We start from the raw sequence: 21,794 nt of genomic DNA, 5'->3' as shown, positions 1-21,794 counted from the left end.
CGCGGCATTCGCTTTTGTTGGCCAAGTGCCAAGAGAAACGTTGTGCTGCGAGGCACGGTCCGTGCCCGGATGTTCAGGTGCACAAGACGTTCATGCAGTTCGGGATGACCTGATAGATCATCTGGCCGTCAATTTTTCGGAAGAACGTCGCGCCCTTCGCTCCCTCGACGTTGGCTCTCTCGAGAGTGACCTCGGGGGCCTCGATCTGTCCTTCAGCCTGTAGGTTCGTCGGTTCCAAGACGTAGTAGTCAATGGACTGATTCCTGCTCAGGTTTCTGACATAGATCTGTTTGATTCCCTCTCCGTCCAGCGGCGTCTCCAGGAGCGGTCGATAGCCCTTGGCTCCTTGCGATTTGAGTTGTTCCAGGTATTTGTCAAGCCCGACTGCGATCGGCTGCACGTCGTAATCGCAAAGACCCGCGCTGGGGACTTCGCGTTGCAGCAGGAACTCTGTCACGCTATCTAAGCTGCTTCGAAAATCGCAGTAACCCTGAGCACCCAGTGAATTGAGCTGCGCGACGACTTCCGAACTCGAACTGTTTGCTGCCGGATTGAGCGCGAAACTCGTGTATTCGAAGGTCGGTGTGGACGGCCTCGCTTTGCCATAGATTGCGATGAGGCCAGGCTGACCAGCACGCAGGAAAAGGCCGAGCGCTTGATAGCCCTTCTTGCCTTGCGACTTCATCGTGTCGGCACTGGTCGCCGGTCCCGGAACATACACCAGGTCGTACGAAGGCACTGCGGAAACTGCCTCATACAAAGAGACGAAGGTCAGCCCGGAAGGCACTCCCTTATATGGTCGAAAGCCAGCGTAGTCGGGTGATTTCAGTTCTGCCAGGACGGCCTCGAGATTCGCCGGATCGGCCGATCCGAGCTTGTAGCGATACGTCACGGGCGTCTTATCGGCAGGTTGCGCAGGTGTCACCGGCCGTTCCGGGGCGCTTCCTTGGTCTCTGCCTTCCGGCACAGGGCCATCGGCCGGCATCGTTGGCGTGGGCATATTGGAGGAAGGTGGCGGCGCTATCGAGAGTGCTGCCAAACCGCCCCCTCCGCTGCCGCCGCCCCCGCCGCCACAAGCAACGAGTGCGCTGAGGACGAGCATGCCTGCTGCTCGCACGAAGATTTCCTTTTCCATAAAGGCCTCCCTTGGCCGACCGTTGTGAGAACTTTCGTCGATCGCAACGGAATGTCCTCCGAATTTCGGTCCCCGCTGCTCGCTTTGCCGGCACGACCATTTCAGAGGGAGGGACGCGCGCGGCAACGCATTGTTCACAGCTTTTTCACTGTCTTCTCTCAGGACGTCGCGCGATATGCGAAACCGGAGAAAAACTGCCGCTTTGGCCGACCTGTGGCGATGGGCTGACCGGCGCGCAGAAACGCCTGCGACCGCGCCGACTAGGGTGCACCCTAGTCGCCGTCTCTTCGAATACCAGTAATATGTCAGTTGACTACTAGATGTATTAAGGAGACACCATGAGCACCGTATCCGGCGAGATTCCCCTCGTGGACCTGCCCACGGCCGCGCCCGTCTCGGGACGGCGCGCCACCATCGGCCATCGCCTCGAACGCCTGCCCATGACGGGCTACCAGCGCCGCCTGTTCGCCATCATTGCCACCGCCTGGTTCTTCGACTCGATGGACCTGGGGATCATGACCTTCGTGCTCGGCTCGATCAAAGCAGAGTTCGGCCTCTCCGCGATGCAGACCGGCCTGCTGGCGAGCTCGAGCTTCCTGGGCATGTTCCTGGGCGCAGCCACTGCGGGCATGCTCGCCGACCGCTTCGGGCGCAAGCCGGTCTTCCAGCTCAGCATGATCTTCTGGGGGGTCGGCAGCCTCATGTGCGGCCTGTCGGACAGCGCCAATGAGCTGATGGCCTACCGCGTGCTGCTGGGGTTCGGCATGGGCATGGAGTTCCCGATCGGCCTCGCGATGGTGTCGGAGATCGTTCCCGCCAAGAGCCGGGGCCGGTACGTCGCCATCCTCGAGGGCTTCTGGCCATTGGGCTTCATTGCCGCGGGCATCACGGCCTACTTTCTGCTTCCCGTCATCGGATGGCGCGGCATCTTCATCGCGCTGGCGGTTCCGGCGGTGTTCGTGTTCGTCGTTCGGCGCAACATTCCGGAGTCGCCGCGCTGGCTCGAAGACGCCGGCCGGCTCGACGAGGCCGACAAGGTCATGACCGGCTTCGAAGGGCATGTGCTGCGGGCCTCGGGCATGAGCAAGCTGCCTGCCGTGGAAGTGAAGCCGGGCGAGACCGCCAGGCCGCCGATGGCTCGCAGTGCGGCCTTCAAGGAACTCTGGAAGGGCGTCTACGCGAAACGAACCCTGATGATCTGGGCGTTGTGGTTCTTCGCGCTCCTCGGCTACTACGGGCTGACGACGTGGCTCGGGGCGCTGCTCCAGCAGGCCGGCTACGCCGTCACGAAGTCGGTCCTCTACACGGTTTATATCTCGCTCGCGGGCATCCCGGGCTTCATCTTCGCCGCGTGGCTGCTCGAGAAATGGGGCCGCAAGCCGACCTGCATGCTGATGCTCGTCGGCAGTGCGGCCGCGGCCTTCATGTACGGGCAGGCCGCCGCGACCCAGGCGCCGGTGGCGCAGTTGATCACCGCCGGGCTGTTCATGCAGTTCTTCATGTTCGGCATGTGGTCGGTGCTCTATGCGTACACCCCCGAGCTGTACCCCACGCGTTCGCGTGCCACCGGTGCGGGCTTTGCGTCGTCGGTGGGGCGGATCGGCTCGCTCGTGGGCCCGTACGTCGTGGGCATCGTGCTGCCGTTCACCGGGCAAGCCGGCGTGTTCACGCTGGGCGCGGCCTGCTTCGTGGTGGCGGCCCTCATCGTGATGCTCTTCGGGATCGAGACCAAGGGCCAATCGCTCGAAGCGCTGTCGCATTGACCCAGGCCTTAGCGATCCGACATGACGGTCGCGCGCGTGTAGTTCTCGATGAAGTCGATGAGGCGGTCCAGCGCTTCTCCGGCGCCCTGCACGTCGGCCTTGGAGATGGCCACGGCCACGTCGCCATGCAGCTTGGCCATCTGGGGCATGTCGGGCGACTGCTTGTAGTGGAGATACCAGAACCTGCGCGAAAGGCCGTGAAGCATGCGCATCGCGCCTTCGGCGAACTCGTTGCGCGCCGCCGCAAGGCACAGCTCGTTGAAGTCGCGGTCGGCGCGAATGAACGCCACCGAATCGTTCTTCGTAGACGAACGCCTGAACTCTTCGGCCAACTGCTCGAAGCGCTGCCGTTCTTCCTTCGATGCCCGCTTCGCGGCACTGCGGCAAACCAGCCGCTCGATCTCGCGTCGCGTTTCAAGGAGCTTCAATTGCTTGCCCACATCGACTTCGGCCACCAACAGCCCGCGTTGCGGCAGCACGATCACCAGGTGCTCGCGGGCGAGCCGCTGGATGGCCTCCCGGATGGGCGTGCGTCCGATGCCGGTCATGTCTGCGAGGCCCTGCTCCGAAACGGCGGCGCCCGGGGGAATGACGAGCGTGACGATGGCCTCTTCGATGCGTTCGTAGGCGAGGTCGGTCAGGCGCGTCTTCGGCTCGGCGAAGTCCATCGGCTTGGGTGCCGCACGGGGAGGGGCCTTGCGCGTGCGGCTCGTCGTCTTGGTAACCATCTTCTTGACTTTCGAAACAGGCATCCATCGTACTGCCTCCGGTGGTGCATGGAATCCGTCTGACATATCAGGTGTTCACAATGGATGTTGTCTTCGTGGGCGACGGCCCGACCACTGTGCTCGCATTGCACGGCATACAGGGAACCCGCGACGCATGGCTTCCCGTCGCCGAGCGGCTCTCCGCCCGCTTCCGCTTCGTGCTGCCCAACCTGCGCGGGCGGGGTGTCGCGCGACGCTGCAGCGGTGCAGGGGCGCATGCCTTGCAGGCGTTCGCGTCCGACGTGCGGGAGGTGGCGCAAGCGCACCTGGCCGACGCGCCCTTCGCGTTGGCCGGCTGGAGCATGGGCGTTTCAGTCGCGCTCGAATATGTCGCGGAAGCGAAAGGGCCTCAGCCCGGGAAGCTGGCGCTTCTTTCAGGTACGCCCCAACTCTGCGCTGCCGATTGGTTCCGCGGCGAAGGAGAGGCGCTCCTGCGCGAGATCGCGGCGCGCGAGGCCCGGCTCGGGCTGCGGCATGCGGCGGACCATGACGCGGTCGCGTGGACCTGGCAAGCCATTCGCGCGTCGGACCAGCGCCCGTTGCTGCACCGGGTCAGGCAGCCGACGCTGCTGCTGCACGGCGTGCAGGACGAAGACTCTCCCTGGGAGCACGCCGTCGCGCTTTCGTCGGCATTGCCCGATGCAACGCTGGTGCCGATCGAAGGTGCCGGCCACAGCCTTCTGTCGACGCACACGGCGCGCGTCGCCAACGAACTGATCCGATTCCTCGACCCTTTGGACAACCCCGATGAGACCTGACGACCTGATCCACTTCTGCGCCCCGGCGCGCCTGATCCTCGGCTGCGGAGCGCGCGCGCAGTTGCCCCGCCTGGTGCAGAAGCTCGGCTGGAAGCATGGCGTGCTGGTCACCGACCGGTACTTTTCCGGATCGACGCCCTGGGTGCGCGAATACGTCGACGCGGCGCAGGCTCTGGGCGTCGAGACCGTGGTGTACGACGGCGGTGCACCCGACCCGACCACCGACCTGTGCGACACGGCCACCCGCGTGCTGCGGCAACAGTGCCCTGGCGGCACCTTCGACCACGTCATCGCGCTCGGAGGAGGGAGCAACATCGACCTGGCTAAAGCGCTGTGCCTCACGCTGCCGATGGGCCTTCCGGTCCGGGCGTTCGTGGGCGACATCGGAGCCTGCCGCCCATTGCCGATGATCGCGATGCCGACCACGGCCGGCACAGGTTCCGAGGCCACGCCGGGGGCGATTCTTCTCGACCCGGAGAACGCAACGAAGGTCGCGGTCATGGACAACGCGCTGCGTCCCCAGGTGGCCCTGATCGATCCGGAGTTCACCTACACCTGCCCGCCGCGTGTCACGGCCGATGCCGGCATCGACGCGTTCACGCACGCGATCGAATCGTTCCTCACCATGGACTCGAGCGCCTACGACCGCAGCGGCGATCCGGATCCGGGCTACAGCGGCCGGTCGGCGCTGACGATGATGTTCGCGCGGGAGTCGATGCGCCTTTGCATCGACTGCCTGGAGCGCGCGTTCAACGATGGTGCCGACCGGCAGGCGCGCATCGGCATGGCCCATGCCAGTGTCTATGCGGCGCTCTCCTATGGCAGCGCCGGCCTCAACGCCGTGCACGGCATCGCCTATGCCGTCGCGGGCAAGACGCACAGGAGCCATGGCACCACCAATGCCGTGATGCTGCCGTACGTGCTGGATGCGCTGGGCGACGTGCGAGGCGACGAGATGCTCGAGGTCGCCGGGCTCATGTCGCTGCAGGTGTCGACCGCGCGTGAAGCGAGCCTGGCCGTCCCGGTGGCAGTGCGCGATCTGATCGGTCGCCTCGGCATTCCTACCGATCTGGCCGCGATGGGCATCGGGGACGGCGATCTGAGCGGGCTGGTCGACGACGCGCTGGGCGTCGCGCGGCTTGCCAAGGCGTTTCCGGTGCCCGACGTCGCGGCGCGCTATCGCGCCATCGTGCGCAATGCCTTTGCCGGCTATCTCCGTGCCGAAGGTGCCGGCGGGCGCGACTTCTGACCCGGCGGCACGCAGCACCATTGACCGTCTGTACTCAACTGATATACTAGTCATACATCAGATATAGACAGGAGACTTTGCCATGATGACCGAGCGCCAACGGAAATTTCGCGAGCAGTACAAGGCCGAGATCAGCCCGCTGTACAACGGCCTGCTCCACATTGGCGTGATGTACGCCGTCGGCATTGCCGCCATCTGGTACTGCCTGAGCAGGATCCAGGGCGCGCAGTGGGAGTGGCTCATGGTCATTCCGGTGTTCCTGGCGGGCAACTTCGTCGAATGGTTCATGCACCGCTACGTGATGCACAAGCGCATCGACGTGTTCGCGCTAAGGGCCATCTACGAGCGCCACACCCGCCAACACCATCAGTACTTCACCGACCTGGAGCCGACCATCGACACGGCGCGCGAGTTCCGCATCGTGTTCTTTCCATGGCGCGTGCTCGCGACGCTGGGCGTCGGCGGGCTGACGCTGGGCTACCTCGCATCGCTCGTATTCAATCCGAACGTCGGCTACATCGTCTTTCTCACGATGGTGGCGCAGTACCTGGTGTACGAGACCTTCCACTACTGCTGCCATGTGCACGACAACTGGTTCGTGCGCAACATGCCGTTCATCAACACCATCCGCCGCCATCACACGGCCCACCACAACATGGGCATCATGATGAAATACAACATGAACCTCACGTTCCCCATTGCTGACTGGGTCATGGGCACCTCGGACCTGCGGCGTGGGCTGCTGGGCCACCTCTTCAATGGCTACAGCGAACGGCACGTCAAGGAAGAGCTCCGGCCGATCATCCAGAAGTTCCGCCACGACCACACGCGCGTGACCCTGGACGGTCCGCAACTGAGCGAGAGCGAAGAGCAGGCGATGGCGGGCCGCCAGGCCGCGCACGGCGCCGCAGCGCATTGATCGGCGCCGGGTATGTGGTGACCATCGGCTAGATGCGGTTCATCGTGCGCCGCAGCGTTGGCGTCTTCGTCTGGTACCGGCTCGCTCTCGGCGTGGCCGTGATTCTCTTGCTGCAATCAGGGCATCTGGCGCCTTGTTGACCAATGTGAGGGATACTCGCGCGGACCGATCCCCATCTCGCCGCCGGACCCCTCCGACGAGATCTCAACCCAAAGGGCCATGCGCCACGAGATCATCCAGCGCTTTCTCGCCGAGGAAACCGCGGTGGGCGCCCATCAACGCACCCTCCCCGATGCGATCGCGCGCGCCTTGCGCACACTGCTGGCCGAACTGCAGCCGCTGGTCGGCGTGCCGGGCGCGCGCGCCTTGTACGCGCGCAGCCTCCACCTGACGCACGCCTCGTGCGGATGGCCAGCGGAAATGGCAGCGGGGCCGCTCGGCGAACTGCCGGCCTTGTTGCACCGCGATCTTTCGGCGCGCACGGCGCCCGACGCGGGCCTGGCCGGCGAATCCTTGCTCCTCACCTTTGTCGATCTGCTGATTTCGCTGATCGGCGAGCCATTGACCTACCGCTTGTTGCATTCAGCCTGGGGCCATCCCGGTGCCGACGAGCCCCATCAGGAGAAAGCGCAATGAATGACAAGGTCGTCATCCGGCGATTGCCGACCGGCGTGCCGGGCCTCGATGCGCTGCTCGGCGGCGGGCTCGCGGAGTTCTCGTTCAACCTGATCGCGGGGGCACCTGGGTCGGGCAAGACGACGCTTGCCCACCAGATCATGTTCGCGCTCGCCAACCCGCAGCGCAAGGCCCTGTTCTTCACCGTGCTCGGCGAACCGGCGTTGAAGATGCTGCGCTACCAGCAGCAATACAGCTTCTTCGACACCGACAAGGTCAACGACTCGATCCGCTTCGTCAACCTGGCCGACGACGTGATGACCGGTAACTACGATCGCGTGCTGGCACGCATGATCGAGGAAGTCGAAGCCTTCGAACCCGGGCTGGTGCTCGTCGATTCGTTCCGCTCGGTGGTGCAGGCGGTGCATGGCGTGCGCCCCGGCGAGACCGATCTGCAGCAGTTCGTGCAGCGGCTCGGCATGCACCTCACGACATGGCAGGCCACCACCTTCCTGATCGGCGAGTACATGAATCTCGAAGGCGAGGCCAACCCGGTCTTCACGGTGGCCGACGGCATCCTGTGGATGGCGCAGAGCGTGCAGCGCAATTCGATGGTTCGCAAGATCCAGGTGATGAAGATGCGCGGGCAAGCGACCATCGCAGGCCTGCACACCTTTCGCATCGATGGCGATGGCATCCAGATTTTCCCGCGAACCCTCGGGCAGGCGCAGCCGGCCTCCAGGGACGACGGTGGCGAGGCGCAGGCGCCACGGCGTCTGTCGATCGGCGTGCCGGCCCTCGACGAGATGCTGTGCGGCGGCCTGCCCGCGGGCTATTCGCTGCTCGTCGCCGGTCCTTCCGGTTCGGGAAAGTCGCTGCTCGCGACGGCCTTCCTCGCGGCGGGCGCGCGCGCCGGCGAGAAGGGCGTGATCGCGGCTTTCGAGAAAAGCCCCAGCCAGTCGCTCAGGCTTCGGTTGGGGCAACTCGTTGCGAGCGGCAGCGTCGCGGTCATCGACACGCGTGCGCTCGACCTGTCCATCGACGAGACGCTGTACGCGCTGACCGAAACGATCCGGCGCACCGGTGCCACGCGGGTGGTCATCGATTCGCTCTCGGGCCTCGAGCTGGCCCTGGCGCCGACCTTTCGCGAGGACTTTCGTGAATCGCTGCATCGGATGGTGGCGGTGCTCACCGGCATGGGTGTGGCGGTGCTGATGATTTCCGAGCTCGAAGACCGCTACAACGACCTGCGCTTCAGCCCCTACGGCGCTGCGTTCCTGACCGACGCCATCATCGTGCAGCGCTACGTCGAACTGCGGGGTGAACTCAAGCGTGTCATGGCCGTCGTGAAGCTGCGAAACAGCGCCCACAGCCACGAGCTGCGCCTGTTCGAGATCGACGACAGCGGTATCGTGATTGGCGAACGCCGGCCCGAGATGGACGCATTGCTGACCGGCCATCCGCGGGTGGCGTCGGACGCGCCGCATTCCGCCACCGGCAGGTGACGGACATGGACCCCGACCACCGTGGCAAGCGCGACCGGGTTGTCACCGCGCGCGAATCCGCGGTCGGTATTCGCGAGGACGCCGCCGCGGTTCGCGAGCAGACACAGCGCGACGTCGCCGACGAACAGTCGCTGGCCGAAGTGCGCATGTCGGACGTTCGGGAGGCCAACTCCTATCTGGTCATCGCCACGCTCGCGGCGGAGGAACTGAACGAGGCCGCGCAGCAGACGAAACGGCGGCAGGACGAGTTCCTTGCGATGCTGGCCCATGAACTGCGCAACCCACTGGCGCCGATCCGCAGCGCTGGGGCGCTCCTGGCACGGCTGGACATCGACGATCCCCGGCTGAAACTCATCCAGGATGTCCTCCAGCGGCAGGTGGCGCACATGGCACGGTTGCTCGACGATCTGCTCGATGCGTCGCGCGTCACGAGCGGCAAGGTCAACCTGCAGCGCCAGCCGACGGCGGTCGGCGACTTCGTCGACCAGGCGGTCGAAACCTGCCGGGGCTTGATCGACCTGCAGCGCCAGCAGCTCACGGTCGACCTGCCGCCGGAGCCGGTCTATGTCGATGGCGATACGCAGCGCCTCGCGCAGGCCGTCGGCAACCTGCTGCACAACGCGGCGAAGTACACCCCCGAAGGCGGCCGGATCGCGCTCAGCGTCCGGCCGGTCGGCGATACGGTGGCCATCACGGTGAGCGACGACGGTGCAGGCATCCCGGACGATGTGTTGCCCCATATCTTCGACCTGTTCAGGCAGGAGGACCGGTCGCTGAGCCGCAGCCAGGGAGGACTCGGCATCGGTCTGACGGTGGCGCGCGGCATGGTCGAACTGCATGGCGGCCGCATCGAGGTGCACAGCGACGGGCCTGGCCAAGGCTGCGAGTTCGTCATCACGCTTCCGCGTTTGCTCCGGCCCGTCGAGCCGGTGCACGTGCCGACGGTGGCGCCTGCGCTCGCGCCCGCGGGTGCGCGCATCCTGCTCGTCGACGACAACGTCGATGCCGGGCTGCTGCTCGCCATGCTGCTGCGCATGTCCGGGCACGAGGTCGAGGTCGCCCTCGAGGGGACGGGCGCGCTGGCGCTGTTCGCTCGGCTGCAGCCGAACATCGTGCTGTGCGACATCGGCCTGCCGGGCATGAACGGGTACGACGTGGCCGAGCGCATCCATGGCCTGCGCAATGGCAGGCCCGTGCTGATGGTCGCGCTGACCGGCTACGACGGGCCCGACCATCGTGCCCGCGCGCACGAGGTCGGGTTCGACCACCACGTGGTGAAGCCGATGGATTTCGAGGCGCTGCTGGCGCTTGTCGATGCGTGGGTGCTGGCAGGCGCCGATGCGTCGGCGGGCGGCGCGGGACCGGCGGCGTAGGCCGGCCCAATCCGCTTGCGCGTCGGCGGGGGCGTCCGCCGCACTCAATTGGCAGGGATCAGCGCGAAACGCCCGTCCTGGTTCAGTCGCGCCCAATACGCCGAGGCCTGCACGTCGTAGCCGACGACCGTGCCCGCGGCGCACGACGCATCCACATCGCCCGGCGCTGCGCCGAGGTAGGCGCTGCGATAGGCCGTCCTGCTCACGCACGCCGGGGTGGCCAGCGGTACCCACTTGCCCGATGCGTTGTCGTACCGGGCCAGCACCGTGTCGGCGGCCGAGCGGCCCTCGGGCACGGAGAACTCGAGCACGTAGCTGTCGCCGGCCTTGTCGTCGGTCAGCGCCCATCCGCCCTTGGCAAGCGCGGGCAGCACCACCGGGGCCTTGCCGGCCTCGGTGCTGTCGCCCATGCTGCCGGCAAGGCCGGTGTCGGTCTGGATGTTCTTCACACGGCCGTAGGCGTCGATGTAGGTGCCGTCCTGGCCGGCGATCCCGCTGACGACGAGCTCGTCGGACAGGGTGCCGGCAACGGCCGCCTTCCAGTTCAGCGCCACCAGCTTCTTCAGGTCGATGGTGGTGCCGCGCACCTCGACTTCCTCGTCGGGCGTGCCTTCGTTGACGACGCGTGCGCGCTGGCTGTTGTTCAGGTTGGGGCTGAAGCTCGCGTCGCGCACGAACATGTAGCGATACATCATCGACTCCATCTCGTGGTTGCTGGCGGCGAACGAGTAGCCCGGCGTGGCGCTCATGGTGCGCGTGCGCGTGTCGTGCCGGTTGAAGGTGTCGTTGCGGCCATCGAGCAGGCGGGCGCGGCTGCCGCCGGCGGAGACGCAGGCGCTGGTGCGGTACGAGGGATCGTAGACGCTGTAGCGCTGCACTTGCGCCGGCACGCTCGAGGGGTACACCACCTTCTCGCAGCGGTCCTTGGTGCGCACGAACCGGTCCATCATCTGCCAGTCGGGCGCCGCCAGCTGCTGGGGTTCGTCGGTGTTGCGGAACACCGAGTGCGTCACGAAGTATGAGCGGTAGTCGATCGCAGGGCCGGTGATCTCGAAGATCGAAGCGTTGGCGTCGATGCTGCCGGTGGCCTCGTTGCGCACCTTCAGCATCAGCATGCTCTGGATGCGCTCGTGCTCGCCGAAGCGGCTTTCGTAGCCCTTGTAGGCCGCATTGCCCGAAACGATCTGCGTGAAGGCCAGGTCGTTGTCGTCGCGCACCACGCTGCGCGAGTAGTGGTGCTCGTGGCCCGAGACGTAGATCACGTCGTGCGCGGCGAAGAGTTGGCGGTACTTGTCGTAGACATCGCGGAACTTCACGTCGTTCACGATCGAGATGCTGCCGTCGACGATGTTCTCGCGCACGAGCCCGTAGCGGTTGCCCGCGAACGAGTTGTGGGTCTGCAGGATGATGTGGTCGACCTTCGGCCCGTGCTTGCCCACCATGGCCTCCACGAAGTCGTAGGAGCGCTCGAGCCAGCCGTACGATATGTTGATCAGCAGCACGTTCTCGCGCACCACCACGTAGTTCTTGTTGCGCGAGCCCGGCATGTGCTCGGCATCGGCGGGAATGAACGACTCCACGGTGTCGTACCAGTCCTGGTCGATGCCCTTGGGCTCATGGTTGCCCATGATCGGCAGGATCGTCATCTTGCTGCGGTACTTCTCGGCCATGTCGCGCCAGAGCTTGTATTCGCTCGCCGTGCCGTTCTCGACCAGGTCGCCCACGGCCAGCACGACGTTGACGCCGGACTTCTCGTACAGGTCGAGGATGGCCTTCATCGGATGCAACGCGACGCCCGAATCGCTGCCCTGGGTGTCGGGAAGGATGCCGATGCGCAAGGTGGTGGCAACCGGCGTGGCCGGCGGCGCTGGCGTGTCGGGGGAGGCGGTGGGCGGCGCCGTGGGGGCGGTGCCCGGCGGCACGATGGGAAACGCGATCCCGCCGCCGCCGCTGCCCCCGCCGCAGGCGGCCAGGGCCAACAACGCCGCCAGCGACAACGTGCCCGCACTCTTCTTCGATCCACGCATACCGTTGCTCCAAGTGAAAGAGCGCGACGCTATCGGGGCCGTGTGTCAGGAAAGTGAATCAGAAGGTACTAACCCTATTGCGCGCATCCGGCAGTCGGGCGATGGTCGCTTTCAGTCCTCCCGGCCGCCGCGCCCGGGAAAATACCGTGCGCATTGAGTAGATTTGTTGACACTATTGGTTATCCCGCATAACAAAGGAGTTCCGATGTCCCGCCACCCATCCCGCCACCTCCGCGGCGTCGCCGCCGCCATCGTGGTGATCGTCGCAGCGTCAGGCGCCAGCGCACAGGACAAGCCGGTCGAACTCAAGTTCGCGCACTGGCTGCCGCCGTCGCACTCGCTCGCGAAGACCGGCTTCGAGCCGTGGGCCAAGTCGGTGGAGGCGGCCTCCAAGGGCAGCATCAAGGTGGCGATGTTCCCGGCCCAGCAGCTGGGCAAGGCCGCCGACCACTACGACATGGCGCGCGACGGTATCGCCGACGTGACCTGGGCCAACCCGGGCTACCAGGCCGGCCGTTTCCCGGTGTTCGCCGCTGGCGAACTGCCGTTCCTGGTGGGCAAGCCCGGCCCGGGGTCGGCAGCGCTCGACGCGTGGTACCGCAAGTACGCGGCCGCCGAGATGAAGGACGTGAAGTTCTGCTTTGCGCACCTGCACGTGGGCACCATGCATGCCAAGAAGCCGATTAGCGAGCCGAGCCAGCTCAGCGGCATGAAGATCCGCTCGTCGAATGGCACCAACGCCACCTTCATGTCGGCGCTGGGCGCCACCAACGTGCAGGTTTCGGCCCCAGAGGCGCGCGACGCGCTCGAGAAGGGCGTGGCCGACGCGCTGGCCTTCCCGTGGGATTCGGTCATCAGCTTCGGCATCGACAAGGCCGTGAAGTACCACTCCGACATGCGGCTGTACGCGTCCGACTTCGCCTGGGTCATGAACAAGGGCTGGTACGACAGGCTCTCGGCCACGCAGAAGAAGGTGATGGACGACCACTGCAGCAACGAATGGGCCGCCAAGGTGGGGGCCGCCTGGGGCGACTTCGAGGATTCGGGCAAGGCCAAGCTCGAGAAGGCCGCCGGCCACACGATCGTCGCAGTCTCGCCCGCGCAGCTCGACATGTGGCGCAAGGCCGCCGAGCCGGTCTACACGCAGTGGCAGGCCGCGGTCGACAAGTCGGGCGTGAACGGCAAGCAGGCGCTGGAAGAACTCCGCAAGGAAATCGCCGCGCGCAACGCCAACTGACGCGATGAAGCGCATTCTGTCGGCCACCGAAGCGGTGGCCGCTTTCTTCCTGCTCGCCATCGCTTTGCTCACGGCCAGCAACGTGCTGCTGCGCGACCTGTTCGCAGTCCAGATTCCCGACTGGTACGACGGCTCGCGCATGCTGCAGGGCATTGCGCTGTTCTGGGGCATTGCCCTGGCCACCTTCTATGGCAGCCACATCTGCGTCGACCTGCTCTGGGAGCACCTGAAGGTGCCTGGGCGCCGCTGGCTCGACATCGTCGCCACGCTCGTCGTGCTGGCGTTCCTGGTGCCGCTCGCGTGGATGGCGTGGGTCAAGGTCGCGGGAACCGGTACGCAAGGCACGATGGACCTGCGCATGCCGCTGTGGATGTTCTACGCGGTCGCTTCGCTCGGGGCCACGGTCGCGGCGCTGCTGGGCGTGGTGCGCGTCGTCTACCTGTGGCGCGGGCGCGAGGCCGAACTCCAGCCGGCGCCCATCGCGGGCGTGCAAGACATGGAAGAGGCCGCCGACCGTGGACCGTGACCTCGTCGCCCTGCTGGGCTTCATCGGCATGTTCGTGCTGATGGCGGTGCGCGTGCCGATCGGCATCGCGATGGGCATCGCGGGCGTGTGCGGCTTCGCGGCGCTGACCAGCTGGAATGCGGGCCTGAACCTGCTGGCCAACGTGCCGCTGTCGGTGGTGACCGACTACAACCTCAGCGTCATCCCGATGTTCATCCTGATGGGCGCGTTCGCATCGCGCTCGGGCATGAGCCGCGAGCTGTTCCAGGCCGGCCGCGCGTGGCTCGGCCACCTGCGCGGCGGTGTCGCGATGGCCTCGGTCGCCGCGTGCGCGGGATTCGCGGCGATCAACGGATCGTCGGTGGCCACCGCGGCCACGATGTCGCAGGTGGCGCTGCCCGAGATGCGCCGCGCCGGCTACCACCAGGGACTGTCCGCAGGGCTCATCGCGGCCGGCGGCACGCTGGGCATCATGATCCCGCCGTCGGTGATCTTCGTGCTCTACGGGATCATGACCGAGACCGACATCAAGAAGCTGTTCGCGGCCGGCGTCCTGCCGGGCCTGATGGCCGTGGCCTTCTACTTCCTGGTGGTTCAGATCATCGCGCGCGTGCGGCCCGACGCGATGCCGCGCGGCGAGGCGCACACATGGGGCGAGCGCTTCGGTTCGCTGCGCAGCCTCTGGGCCGTGGTGCTGCTGTTCGTGTTCGTGCTGGGCGGCATCTACGGCGGCCTGTTCACAGTGGAAGAGGGCGCGGGCGTCGGCGCGGTCGGCACGCTCGTGATCGGTGTGCTGCGCCGCCGGCTCGGCCCGGGCGAGATCAAGGCGGCGCTGATCGACACGCTGCGCGTCTCGTCGGCCATCCTCACGATCGTGATCGGTGCGTTCCTGTTCGGCTACTTCCTCACCATCACGCAGTTCACGCAGAAGGCCGTGGAGTTCCTGGTGACTCTGCCCGTGGGTGCCTACGGCGTGCTGGCGCTGGTGATGGTCGGCTACCTCATTCTTGGCGCGGTGATGGACGAACTGGCAATGATCCTGCTGACCGTGCCGATCGTCTTCCCGGCCATGATGCAGCTCGGCTTCGACCCGGTGTGGTTCGGCGTCATCGTGGTGATGGCGGTCACCTTCGGCATGATCTGTCCGCCGGTGGGGATCAATGTCTTCGTGATCAACTCGATTGCGCGCGACATTACGCTGGGGCGCATCTACCGGGGCACCATGCCATTCATCGGGGTCGACATCGTGCGCCTGGTGATCCTTTGCGCCTTTCCCGCCATTTCGCTGTGGTTGCCGGGCTTGCTTGAATAGGGAAAGACCCGGACGCCGATGCCCGGAACTGAGGGGCCTTGCGCCCCTTGTTCGCCGAATGCAGCGGCCCGGCGCCCCGGGAAAATCGGACATTCGTTCGCTTTTTCCCAGGATTCCATGCGACACCTCAAGATCGGCACCCGTCTCGGGGCAGGCTTCACCTTGCTGCTGCTTCTGCTGCTGGCCATCGGCGCCATCGGCCTGCAGCAGATGGCCAGGCTCTCGGACCAGATCCGGGTGGTCAACGAGGTGGCGGGCGGCAAGCTCTACGCTCTCAATCGGGTGCGCTTTGCGATCGGCACGCGCGCCATCGCAGCGCGCAACCTCGCACTGGTGACCGATGCGGCGCTGCAGAAGAAGGACCTCGAACTCGTGCGCTCCTCGCAGGCCGAGATCGACCAGGGCATGGCGTCGCTGGCCACTTTGTTGAAGCAGGCCGGTGCGGGCGCCGAGGAGGAGCGGCGCCTGCTCGATCAGCTGCAGGCGCTCGAGACGCGCTATCTGGTGATCGCGGGCAAGGTGGTGTCGCTCGCGACCGGCGGCCGCACCGACGAGGCCGTGCGCGCGCTGACGCAGGAATGCATGCCGCTGCTGACCCAGGTGATCGCCCACGTCGGCACGTTCGAGCAGGCACTCAAGCAAGGCGCCGACCGCACCGCGGCCGACGCGGCCGAGGCCTACCGCGCCGCACGCGGGTGGATGCTGCTGCTTTGCGGCTTCTCGCTCGCGCTGGGCATCGCCGCCGCTCTCTGGCTCACCCGTTCGATCACGCGTCCGCTCAACGACGCGGTGCGAGTGGCGCAGGCGGTGGCCGGCGGCAACCTCGCCACCGTCGTGCAGCCGTCTGGGCGCGACGAGACCGGGCTGCTGATGCAGGCGCTGCACGAGATGAACACCAGCCTCGCGCGCCTCGTCGGCGAGGTGCACCGCGGCACCGCGGGCATCGGCGAAGCCTCCGCCCAGATCACGGCCGGCAACCGCGACCTCTCGTCGCGCACCGAGGAACAGGCCAGTTCGCTCGAGCAGACGGCGGCCTCGATGGAAGAGCTCACCTCCACCGTCAAGCAGAACGCCGAGAACGCGCGCCAGGCCAACCAGCTTGCGGTTTCCGCATCGTCGGTGGCGGCCCAGGGCGGAACCATCGTCGGTGAAGTGATCGACACCATGGCGGCGATCAACGGCTCGTCGAGAAAGATCGTCGACATCATCGGCGTGATCGATGGCATCGCGTTCCAGACCAACATCCTCGCGCTCAATGCGGCGGTCGAGGCGGCGCGCGCCGGCGAGCAGGGCCGCGGCTTCGCGGTGGTGGCCTCGGAGGTGCGCAGCCTGGCGCAGCGTTCGGCCGCGGCGGCCAAGGAGATCAAGGACCTGATCGGCGACTCGGTCGGCCGCGTCGAGGCGGGCAGCGCGCTGGTCGACCAGGCCGGTCGCACCATGCGGGAGATCGTCGCCAGCGTGCAGCGCGTGACCGAGATCATGGGCCAGATCACCGTCGCCAGCCGGGAGCAGACCGACGGCATCGAGCAGGTGAACCAGGCGATCGCGCAGATCGACCAGGTCACGCAGCAGAACGCCGCGCTGGTGCAGCAGGCGGGCGCGGCGGCCGGCTCGCTGCAGGCGCAGGCCGGCAGCCTCTCGCAGGCGGTGAGCGCCTTCAGGCTCTGAACCGGGCTTCCCGCGTCAGAGCCCGCCCGTCGCGCGGATCACCGTCGCCGTCACGTACGAGGCGGCCGGCGTCATGGCCCACACGATCGCTTCCGCGATCTCCTCGGGCTCGGCGAGCCGGCCGAGCGGGATCTTCGGTGCGATGCGTGCGGGCCGGCCGGGCTCGCCTGCCTTGGCATGGATCTCGGTCAGCGTCGATCCCGGCGCGACAGCGCACACGCGGATGCCGCGCGCCGCCACTTCGCGGCCGAGGCCGATGGTGAAGCTCTCGACCGCGGCCTTGCTCGCGGCGTAGTGCACGTACTCGCCCGGGCTGCCGGTGGTGGAGGCCACCGAGGACACGTTCACGATGACCTCGAGCGCGCCATTCCGGCCGTGCCGCACCAGCGCCTCGCGCGCGCAGAGAAAGGTGCCGAGCACGTTGATATCGAGGATGCGCCGCAGGTTGTCGGTGGCCACCTCCTCGAAGCGGCCGATCGGACCGGTGATGCCCGCGTTGTTGACCAGGGCGGCGACCGGCCCGAGCTCGGCCTCGGTCCGGTCGAACAGCGCGCGCACCTCCGACTCGCTCGCGACATCGCCGCGCAGGGCGGCCGCGCGGCCGCCCGCGTTGCGGATGCGATCGACCACCGACTCGGCGGCTGCCGTGTCCGAGGCGTAGTTGACCGCCACCGCATAGCCGGCCCGGGCCGCCCCGAGCGCGGTGGCGGCCCCGATGCCGCGGCTCGCGCCCGTGATGAGCACCACCTTCCGGCTCTCGTTTTCGCTCGTCGTCATTCAAACCCTCCTCGATGCCTCGCGCGGCGCGGGTGCGCCGCACACGCTTTGTAGCATCCGTGCGCGCGGCACGAGGAGGGGTCTTCACCGGCAGTGCAGCGCGCTCAGCCGGCCATGCTTCGGCACGCGGCCGCGCAGTCGCGGCAGGCCTTGGCGCAGGCCTGGCAATGGTCGTGCGTGTGTTTCGCGCATTCCTCGGCGCAGGCATCGCAGACGCTGGCGCACAGCGCGCAGATGGCCTTGGCATGTTCGCTGCCGCGCGCCATGGCAGCGGCGGCAAAGTGGCAGGCGGCGGCGCAGTCGATGTCGAGCGCGATGCAGCGCGCCATCATCTTCACGTCGTCTTCCTTCAGGCAGGCGGCGGCGCAGTGGTTGCACGCGGTGGCGCAACCGTTGCACGCCTCGATGCAGGCGGCATAGGTGCTGTCATGCGGCATGGCGTTCTCCTTCAAATCCAACATGCTCGCGCGACAGCGGTGCACCCGTGTAGGAGCGTGGCGTATTGGTCCGTGCGATGCGCTTGGCATGCAGGCGCAGCGCATGTGCTCATCAGTAGGCGCAGTAGGGGCGCTGTCCGACGGACCGCGTCGGCCTGTGCTTGCGCGGCGCCTGTGCGCGCTGCAGATGCTTGGCTTCCTCTGTCGACCTTTTTCGGCTGCACACAAGCAAGGAGCAAGCGATGCTGGCAATGAACTACCGCGGTCCCTACCGGATCCGCACGGTGCACAAGCAGGAGCCCGAGATCGAGCATCCCGGCGATGCGATCGTGCGGGTCACGCGTTCGTGCATCTGCGGATCGGACCTGCACCTTTACCACGGCCTGGTGCCCGACACGCGCATCGGCTCCACCTTCGGGCACGAGTTCACGGGGGTGGTCGAAGCGGTCGGGCCGGCGGTGCAGCACCTGAAGCCCGGCGACCATGTGCTCGTGCCCTTCAACATCTTCTGCGGCAGCTGCTACTTCTGCCAGAAGGAGCTCTACAGCAACTGCCATTCGACCAATCCGGAAGCCACCGCGGTGGGCGGCATCTTCGGCTATTCGCACACGGCCGGTGGTTACGACGGCGGCCAGGCCGAATACGTGCGCGTGCCGATGGCCGACGTGGGCCCCACGATCATTCCGCCCGACATGCACGTCGACGACGCCGTGCTGCTGACCGACGCGCTCCCCACCGGCTACCAGGCCGCAGAGATGGGCGGCATCGACGAGGGCGACACGGTGGTGATCTTCGGCGCCGGACCGATCGGCATCTTCGCGGCCAAGTCGGCCTGGCTGATGGGCGCGGGGCGCGTGATCGTGGTCGACCATCTCGAATACCGGCTCGACTTCGTACGCGACTACGCGCAATGCGAAACCATCGACTTCAAGCAGGTCGGCGACATGGCGATCCACATCAAGAAGATGACCGACGGCCTCGGTGCCGACGTGTGCATCGACTGCGTGGGCTGCGAGGCCGCCGGCAACTTCGCGCAGACGCTGCTGGGCGTCAAGCTCAAGCTGCAGGGCGGCGCCGCCACGGTGCTGCACTGGTGCATCAACTCGGTGCGCAAGGGCGGCACCGTCTCGATCGTGGGCGTCTACGGCCCCACCTTCAACGCGGTGCCGATCGGCAACGCCATCAACAAGGGCCTCACGCTGCGCATGAACCAGGCCAGCGTGAAGCGGCACCTGCCACGGCTCATCGAGCACATCCAGGCCGGGCGCATCGAGCCGCGGCGCGTGATCACGCACCACATCAACCTCGAGGACGTGGCCGATGCCTACCACCTGTTCTCGAGCAAGCTCGACAACTGCATCAAGACCGTGCTGGTGCCGCCCGGCGCCGCACGCGACGGCGGCGCCACGTTGGCCACCGCGGCAGCACTTTGACACCAGGGAGCCGTCCATGAACCACACCCCGAACCCATCGGACAACACGAACAACGCCGAGAGCGAGGCACCGGTCTCCCCGCGCCATGCGCACATCGTGGGCTGGGGCGCGGACCTCGACCGCGCCATGCGCCCCGCCGTGCCGAAGGAGCGCACGCCGCCGCGCCTGCCGAACCACCCGATCGATCCGCCGCAGCAGCAGCACGCGCACGTCGAGGTGCTGCACTCGACCGAACGCCCCGGCATCACACCGATCTTCGGCTCCACGCTGCCGCCTTCGGGTCTCAGCGGCTGGCTGCGCCGCGCGGCCTTTCGCCATTCCGAGAACGACCTGCGCCACTGGATGATGCTGCTCATGGCCGACCGCTTGCAGATGGGCGAGGCACTGGTCGGCGATCTCGCGCGCGGCCACGTGCCCAACATCTATGCCGAGATGGGCGGACGCGCCGAACTCCGGCACAACCCGAGGGGCGCCGCACGCAAGGCTGCGATCGGCATCGCGGCCGTGGTGCTGCTCTGCGTGGTGCTGAAGCCGCGCAAACGGGCCCGGCGCCTGCGCGGATGAGCGCAGCGCCAAGGCCGCGGGCCCAATCCCGCGTCGACCGCGTGCTGCGCGAGGTGTTCGGCCTGCGGCAGTTGCGGCCGGGGCAGCGCCGCGTGATCGACCGCGTGGTGGCAGGCGAATCGACGCTCGCGGTCATGCCCACGGGCGCCGGCAAGTCGCTCTGCTACCAGGTGCCTGCGCTGCTGGCCGCGGGGCAGACCGTCGTTGTCTCGCCGCTGATCGCGCTCATGAAGGACCAGTGCGACAAGCTCGATGCGCTCGGCGTCACCGCGGTGCAGTTCAACAGCCAGTGCAGCGCCGAGGCCATCGCGGATGCCGAGCAGGCGATCGCCGATGGCCGTGCGCGCGTGGTCTTCTGCACGCCCGAGCGGCTGGCCGATGCGGCGTTCGTCAAGCTGCTGCGGCAGCGGCCGGTGTCGCTGCTGGTGGTCGACGAGGCGCATTGCATCTCGCAGTGGGGGCACGACTTCCGGCCCGCGTTCCTCGAGATCGGCGTGGCGGCGCGCGCGCTGGGCAACCCCGTGGTGCTGGCGCTCACGGCCACCGCCAACGACGAGGTGGCCGCCGAGATCATGGAGAAGCTCGGCATCCCGCGCGCGGGCCATGTCGACACCGGCGCCTACCGCACCAACCTTCACTATGCCGTCGAAACCTTCGAGCGCGAGGAAGACAAGCTGCAGCGTGCGCTGGCGCTCGCGACCGGACTGCAGGGCGGCGGCATCGTCTACACCGCCACCGTGAAGGCGGCGGAAGCGCTCTTCGCCGCGCTGTCCGAAGCCCTCGGCGAATCCGTCGGCCTCTACCACGGCCGGCAGCCCGCCGACGAGCGCCGCGCAGCGCAGGAGCGCTTCATGGCCGGCGACCTTCGCGTGATGGTGGCGACCAACGCGTTCGGCATGGGCATCGACAAGCCCGACGTCCGCTTCGTGCTGCACTACCAGGTGCCCGCGAGCCTCGATGCCTACTACCAGGAGTCGGGGCGGGCCGGCCGTGACGGCGAGCGCGCCGACTGCGTGCTGCTGTACCTGCGACGCGACAAGGCCGTGCAGCAGTTCTTTCTGGCCGGATGGCTGCCCGACCTGGCCGAGCTGCGCCGCGTGCAGCACGTCTTCTCGGAGGCGCGCGATGCGCGGCATGCCTTCGCCGATCTACCGCAGCGCGCGGGCCTGCCGCGTGGCAAGCTGCGCGTGTTGCTGAACCTGCTGCGGCAGGCGCAGCTGCTCGCGCAGGACGACGAAGGCCTGCTGCGCTGGGGCCGCAAGGCCGCGCTCGACGACGCCGGGCTCGAAGCGCTGTTGCGCGGCCACCGCGACAAGCGCGAGCAGGAGCGCGCGGCGCTCGAGCGCATGACCTTCTACGCAACCACCGGCATGTGCCGCTGGCAGGTGCTGCTCTCGGGCCTGGGCAGCGAAGACGAACTGCTGCAGCGCTGCGGCGCCTGCGACAACTGCGCGCGCCTTGCCAGGCACGAGCGCGCGCAGCGGGACGCCGAGGCCGAAGCGGCAGCGGCCAAGGCGCCGAAGCAGGCCGCATCGCCGTGCACCGCCTTCGCGCCGGGCGAGTCGGTCCGGGTCGCGCGCTACGGCGTCGGCTCGGTGGCGAGCGCCGACGCGATCTCGGTCACGATCGAGTTCGCCGACGGCAGTGAGCGCTGCTTCCGGCCCGAGTTCGTGCGGCCGGTGCCCGCACGGCGGGCGCGGCGGTCCGCGGTGCAGGCCCCGGTGCAGGCCCAGGCACAGGCCTGAGAAT

Annotated in this window: 19 protein-coding genes; 14 read left to right on the top strand and 5 right to left on the bottom strand. The window is 67.2% G+C overall.

The window, feature by feature from the left end:
• Positions 1–73: 73 nt before the first annotated feature.
• Entirely contained in the window at positions 74–1,135 is a 1,062-nt protein-coding gene (locus tag AC3A6R_RS09575; protein ID WP_487864358.1) for a hypothetical protein, read from the bottom strand.
• 440 nt (positions 1,136–1,575) lie between these two features.
• Between AC3A6R_RS09575 and AC3A6R_RS09570 the strand changes: the two genes are divergently transcribed.
• Positions 1,576–2,898: an MFS transporter gene (locus tag AC3A6R_RS09570; protein WP_487862309.1), complete on the top strand. Its 1,323-nt coding sequence runs from the start codon at positions 1,576–1,578 to the stop codon at positions 2,896–2,898.
• A gap of 8 nt (positions 2,899–2,906) precedes the next feature.
• On the opposite strand, the gene AC3A6R_RS09565 is transcribed toward AC3A6R_RS09570, so the two are convergent.
• A complete protein-coding gene (locus AC3A6R_RS09565) occupies positions 2,907–3,650 on the bottom strand; it encodes a GntR family transcriptional regulator (protein WP_487864357.1) in 744 nt (247 codons plus the stop codon).
• A gap of 56 nt (positions 3,651–3,706) precedes the next feature.
• On the opposite strand from AC3A6R_RS09565, the gene AC3A6R_RS09560 reads away from it, so the two are divergent.
• The 6 genes from AC3A6R_RS09560 (at position 3,707) to AC3A6R_RS09535 (ending at position 10,084) form a co-directional block, all read left to right on the top strand.
• Complete coding sequence (locus AC3A6R_RS09560; RefSeq protein WP_487864356.1) at positions 3,707–4,423, top strand: alpha/beta fold hydrolase; 717 nt, start codon at positions 3,707–3,709, stop codon at positions 4,421–4,423.
• A complete protein-coding gene (locus tag AC3A6R_RS09555) occupies positions 4,413–5,672 on the top strand; it encodes an iron-containing alcohol dehydrogenase (protein WP_487862299.1) in 1,260 nt (419 codons plus the stop codon). The genes AC3A6R_RS09560 and AC3A6R_RS09555 overlap by 11 nt, the downstream gene beginning before the upstream one ends.
• Before the next feature lie 82 nt (positions 5,673–5,754).
• Complete coding sequence (locus AC3A6R_RS09550) at positions 5,755–6,591, top strand: sterol desaturase family protein (protein ID WP_487864355.1); 837 nt, start codon at positions 5,755–5,757, stop codon at positions 6,589–6,591.
• 219 nt (positions 6,592–6,810) lie between these two features.
• Entirely contained in the window at positions 6,811–7,227 is a 417-nt protein-coding gene (locus AC3A6R_RS09545; protein WP_487862297.1) for a hypothetical protein, read from the top strand.
• Positions 7,224–8,711 carry an ATPase domain-containing protein gene (locus AC3A6R_RS09540; protein ID WP_487862296.1) on the top strand — a complete coding sequence of 496 codons (1,488 nt, stop codon included), beginning with the start codon at positions 7,224–7,226 and terminating at the stop codon, positions 8,709–8,711. The genes AC3A6R_RS09545 and AC3A6R_RS09540 overlap by 4 nt, the downstream gene beginning before the upstream one ends.
• 5 nt (positions 8,712–8,716) lie before the next feature.
• Positions 8,717–10,084, top strand: coding sequence for a hybrid sensor histidine kinase/response regulator (locus tag AC3A6R_RS09535; RefSeq protein WP_487864354.1), 1,368 nt, complete (start codon positions 8,717–8,719; stop codon positions 10,082–10,084).
• A 44-nt stretch (positions 10,085–10,128) separates the two neighbouring features.
• Here AC3A6R_RS09535 and AC3A6R_RS09530 read toward each other — a convergent pair whose 3' ends face one another.
• Positions 10,129–12,111, bottom strand: coding sequence for a metallophosphoesterase family protein (locus AC3A6R_RS09530; RefSeq protein WP_487864353.1), 1,983 nt, complete (start codon positions 12,109–12,111; stop codon positions 10,129–10,131).
• Between the two features lie 205 nt (positions 12,112–12,316).
• Here AC3A6R_RS09530 and AC3A6R_RS09525 point away from each other — a divergent pair, with 205 nt between their 5' ends.
• The 4 genes from AC3A6R_RS09525 to AC3A6R_RS09510 all read left to right on the top strand — a co-directional run bounded on the left by AC3A6R_RS09525 (position 12,317) and on the right by AC3A6R_RS09510 (position 16,833).
• Positions 12,317–13,348 (top strand): TRAP transporter substrate-binding protein, encoded by a 1,032-nt coding sequence (locus AC3A6R_RS09525; RefSeq protein ID WP_487864352.1) that lies wholly within the window; start codon positions 12,317–12,319, stop codon positions 13,346–13,348.
• 4 nt (positions 13,349–13,352) lie between these two features.
• Positions 13,353–13,874, top strand: a complete 522-nt coding sequence (locus AC3A6R_RS09520; protein ID WP_487862292.1) for a TRAP transporter small permease — start codon at positions 13,353–13,355, stop codon at positions 13,872–13,874.
• Positions 13,864–15,165: a TRAP transporter large permease gene (locus AC3A6R_RS09515; protein WP_487864351.1), complete on the top strand. Its 1,302-nt coding sequence runs from the start codon at positions 13,864–13,866 to the stop codon at positions 15,163–15,165. The genes AC3A6R_RS09520 and AC3A6R_RS09515 overlap by 11 nt, the downstream gene beginning before the upstream one ends.
• Before the next feature lie 117 nt (positions 15,166–15,282).
• Positions 15,283–16,833 (top strand): methyl-accepting chemotaxis protein, encoded by a 1,551-nt coding sequence (locus AC3A6R_RS09510; RefSeq protein ID WP_487864350.1) that lies wholly within the window; start codon positions 15,283–15,285, stop codon positions 16,831–16,833.
• Between the two features lie 15 nt (positions 16,834–16,848).
• Here the strand turns inward: AC3A6R_RS09510 and AC3A6R_RS09505 are convergent, their stop codons facing one another.
• Positions 16,849–17,610, bottom strand: a complete 762-nt coding sequence (locus AC3A6R_RS09505) for an SDR family oxidoreductase (protein ID WP_487864349.1) — start codon at positions 17,608–17,610, stop codon at positions 16,849–16,851.
• A gap of 104 nt (positions 17,611–17,714) precedes the next feature.
• The gene (locus tag AC3A6R_RS09500; RefSeq protein ID WP_487864348.1) at positions 17,715–18,047 is read right to left on the bottom strand and encodes a four-helix bundle copper-binding protein; all 333 of its coding nucleotides are present in this window, start codon (positions 18,045–18,047) and stop codon (positions 17,715–17,717) included.
• Between the two features lie 242 nt (positions 18,048–18,289).
• On the opposite strand from AC3A6R_RS09500, the gene AC3A6R_RS09495 reads away from it, so the two are divergent.
• The 3 genes from AC3A6R_RS09495 to AC3A6R_RS09485 are packed head-to-tail and all read left to right on the top strand — an operon-like array spanning position 18,290 to position 21,790.
• Complete coding sequence (locus AC3A6R_RS09495) at positions 18,290–19,480, top strand: zinc-dependent alcohol dehydrogenase (RefSeq protein WP_487864347.1); 1,191 nt, start codon at positions 18,290–18,292, stop codon at positions 19,478–19,480.
• A 16-nt stretch (positions 19,481–19,496) separates the two neighbouring features.
• Positions 19,497–20,045 (top strand): hypothetical protein, encoded by a 549-nt coding sequence (locus AC3A6R_RS09490; RefSeq protein WP_487864346.1) that lies wholly within the window; start codon positions 19,497–19,499, stop codon positions 20,043–20,045.
• Positions 20,042–21,790: a RecQ family ATP-dependent DNA helicase gene (locus AC3A6R_RS09485; protein WP_487864345.1), complete on the top strand. Its 1,749-nt coding sequence runs from the start codon at positions 20,042–20,044 to the stop codon at positions 21,788–21,790. The genes AC3A6R_RS09490 and AC3A6R_RS09485 overlap by 4 nt, the downstream gene beginning before the upstream one ends.
• Positions 21,791–21,794 lie beyond the last annotated feature (4 nt).

The sequence above is a fragment of the Variovorax sp. Soil_C_19 genome, from assembly GCF_057657255.1.
This window is presented reverse-complemented; position numbering and strand designations above follow the sequence as displayed.

What these genes read in the sequence shown, in the direction of transcription:
- AC3A6R_RS09510 (WP_487864350.1), top strand. Translation starts at nt 15,283, where the DNA reads ATGCGACACCTCAAGATCGGCACCCGTCTCGGGGCAGGCTTCACCTTG.
- AC3A6R_RS09545 (WP_487862297.1), top strand. Translation starts at nt 6,811, where the DNA reads ATGCGCCACGAGATCATCCAGCGCTTTCTCGCCGAGGAAACCGCGGTG.
- AC3A6R_RS09535 (WP_487864354.1), top strand. Translation starts at nt 8,717, where the DNA reads ATGGACCCCGACCACCGTGGCAAGCGCGACCGGGTTGTCACCGCGCGC.
- AC3A6R_RS09570 (WP_487862309.1), top strand. Translation starts at nt 1,576, where the DNA reads ATGACGGGCTACCAGCGCCGCCTGTTCGCCATCATTGCCACCGCCTGG.
- AC3A6R_RS09525 (WP_487864352.1), top strand. Translation starts at nt 12,317, where the DNA reads ATGTCCCGCCACCCATCCCGCCACCTCCGCGGCGTCGCCGCCGCCATC.
- AC3A6R_RS09505 (WP_487864349.1), bottom strand. Translation starts at nt 17,610, where the DNA reads ATGACGACGAGCGAAAACGAGAGCCGGAAGGTGGTGCTCATCACGGGC.
- AC3A6R_RS09560 (WP_487864356.1), top strand. Translation starts at nt 3,707, where the DNA reads ATGGATGTTGTCTTCGTGGGCGACGGCCCGACCACTGTGCTCGCATTG.
- AC3A6R_RS09500 (WP_487864348.1), bottom strand. Translation starts at nt 18,047, where the DNA reads ATGCCGCATGACAGCACCTATGCCGCCTGCATCGAGGCGTGCAACGGT.
- AC3A6R_RS09485 (WP_487864345.1), top strand. Translation starts at nt 20,042, where the DNA reads ATGAGCGCAGCGCCAAGGCCGCGGGCCCAATCCCGCGTCGACCGCGTG.
- AC3A6R_RS09575 (WP_487864358.1), bottom strand. Translation starts at nt 1,135, where the DNA reads ATGGAAAAGGAAATCTTCGTGCGAGCAGCAGGCATGCTCGTCCTCAGC.
- AC3A6R_RS09495 (WP_487864347.1), top strand. Translation starts at nt 18,290, where the DNA reads ATGCTGGCAATGAACTACCGCGGTCCCTACCGGATCCGCACGGTGCAC.
- AC3A6R_RS09565 (WP_487864357.1), bottom strand. Translation starts at nt 3,650, where the DNA reads ATGCCTGTTTCGAAAGTCAAGAAGATGGTTACCAAGACGACGAGCCGC.
- AC3A6R_RS09530 (WP_487864353.1), bottom strand. Translation starts at nt 12,111, where the DNA reads ATGCGTGGATCGAAGAAGAGTGCGGGCACGTTGTCGCTGGCGGCGTTG.
- AC3A6R_RS09520 (WP_487862292.1), top strand. Translation starts at nt 13,353, where the DNA reads ATGAAGCGCATTCTGTCGGCCACCGAAGCGGTGGCCGCTTTCTTCCTG.
- AC3A6R_RS09550 (WP_487864355.1), top strand. Translation starts at nt 5,755, where the DNA reads ATGATGACCGAGCGCCAACGGAAATTTCGCGAGCAGTACAAGGCCGAG.
- AC3A6R_RS09540 (WP_487862296.1), top strand. Translation starts at nt 7,224, where the DNA reads ATGAATGACAAGGTCGTCATCCGGCGATTGCCGACCGGCGTGCCGGGC.
- AC3A6R_RS09490 (WP_487864346.1), top strand. Translation starts at nt 19,497, where the DNA reads ATGAACCACACCCCGAACCCATCGGACAACACGAACAACGCCGAGAGC.
- AC3A6R_RS09555 (WP_487862299.1), top strand. Translation starts at nt 4,413, where the DNA reads ATGAGACCTGACGACCTGATCCACTTCTGCGCCCCGGCGCGCCTGATC.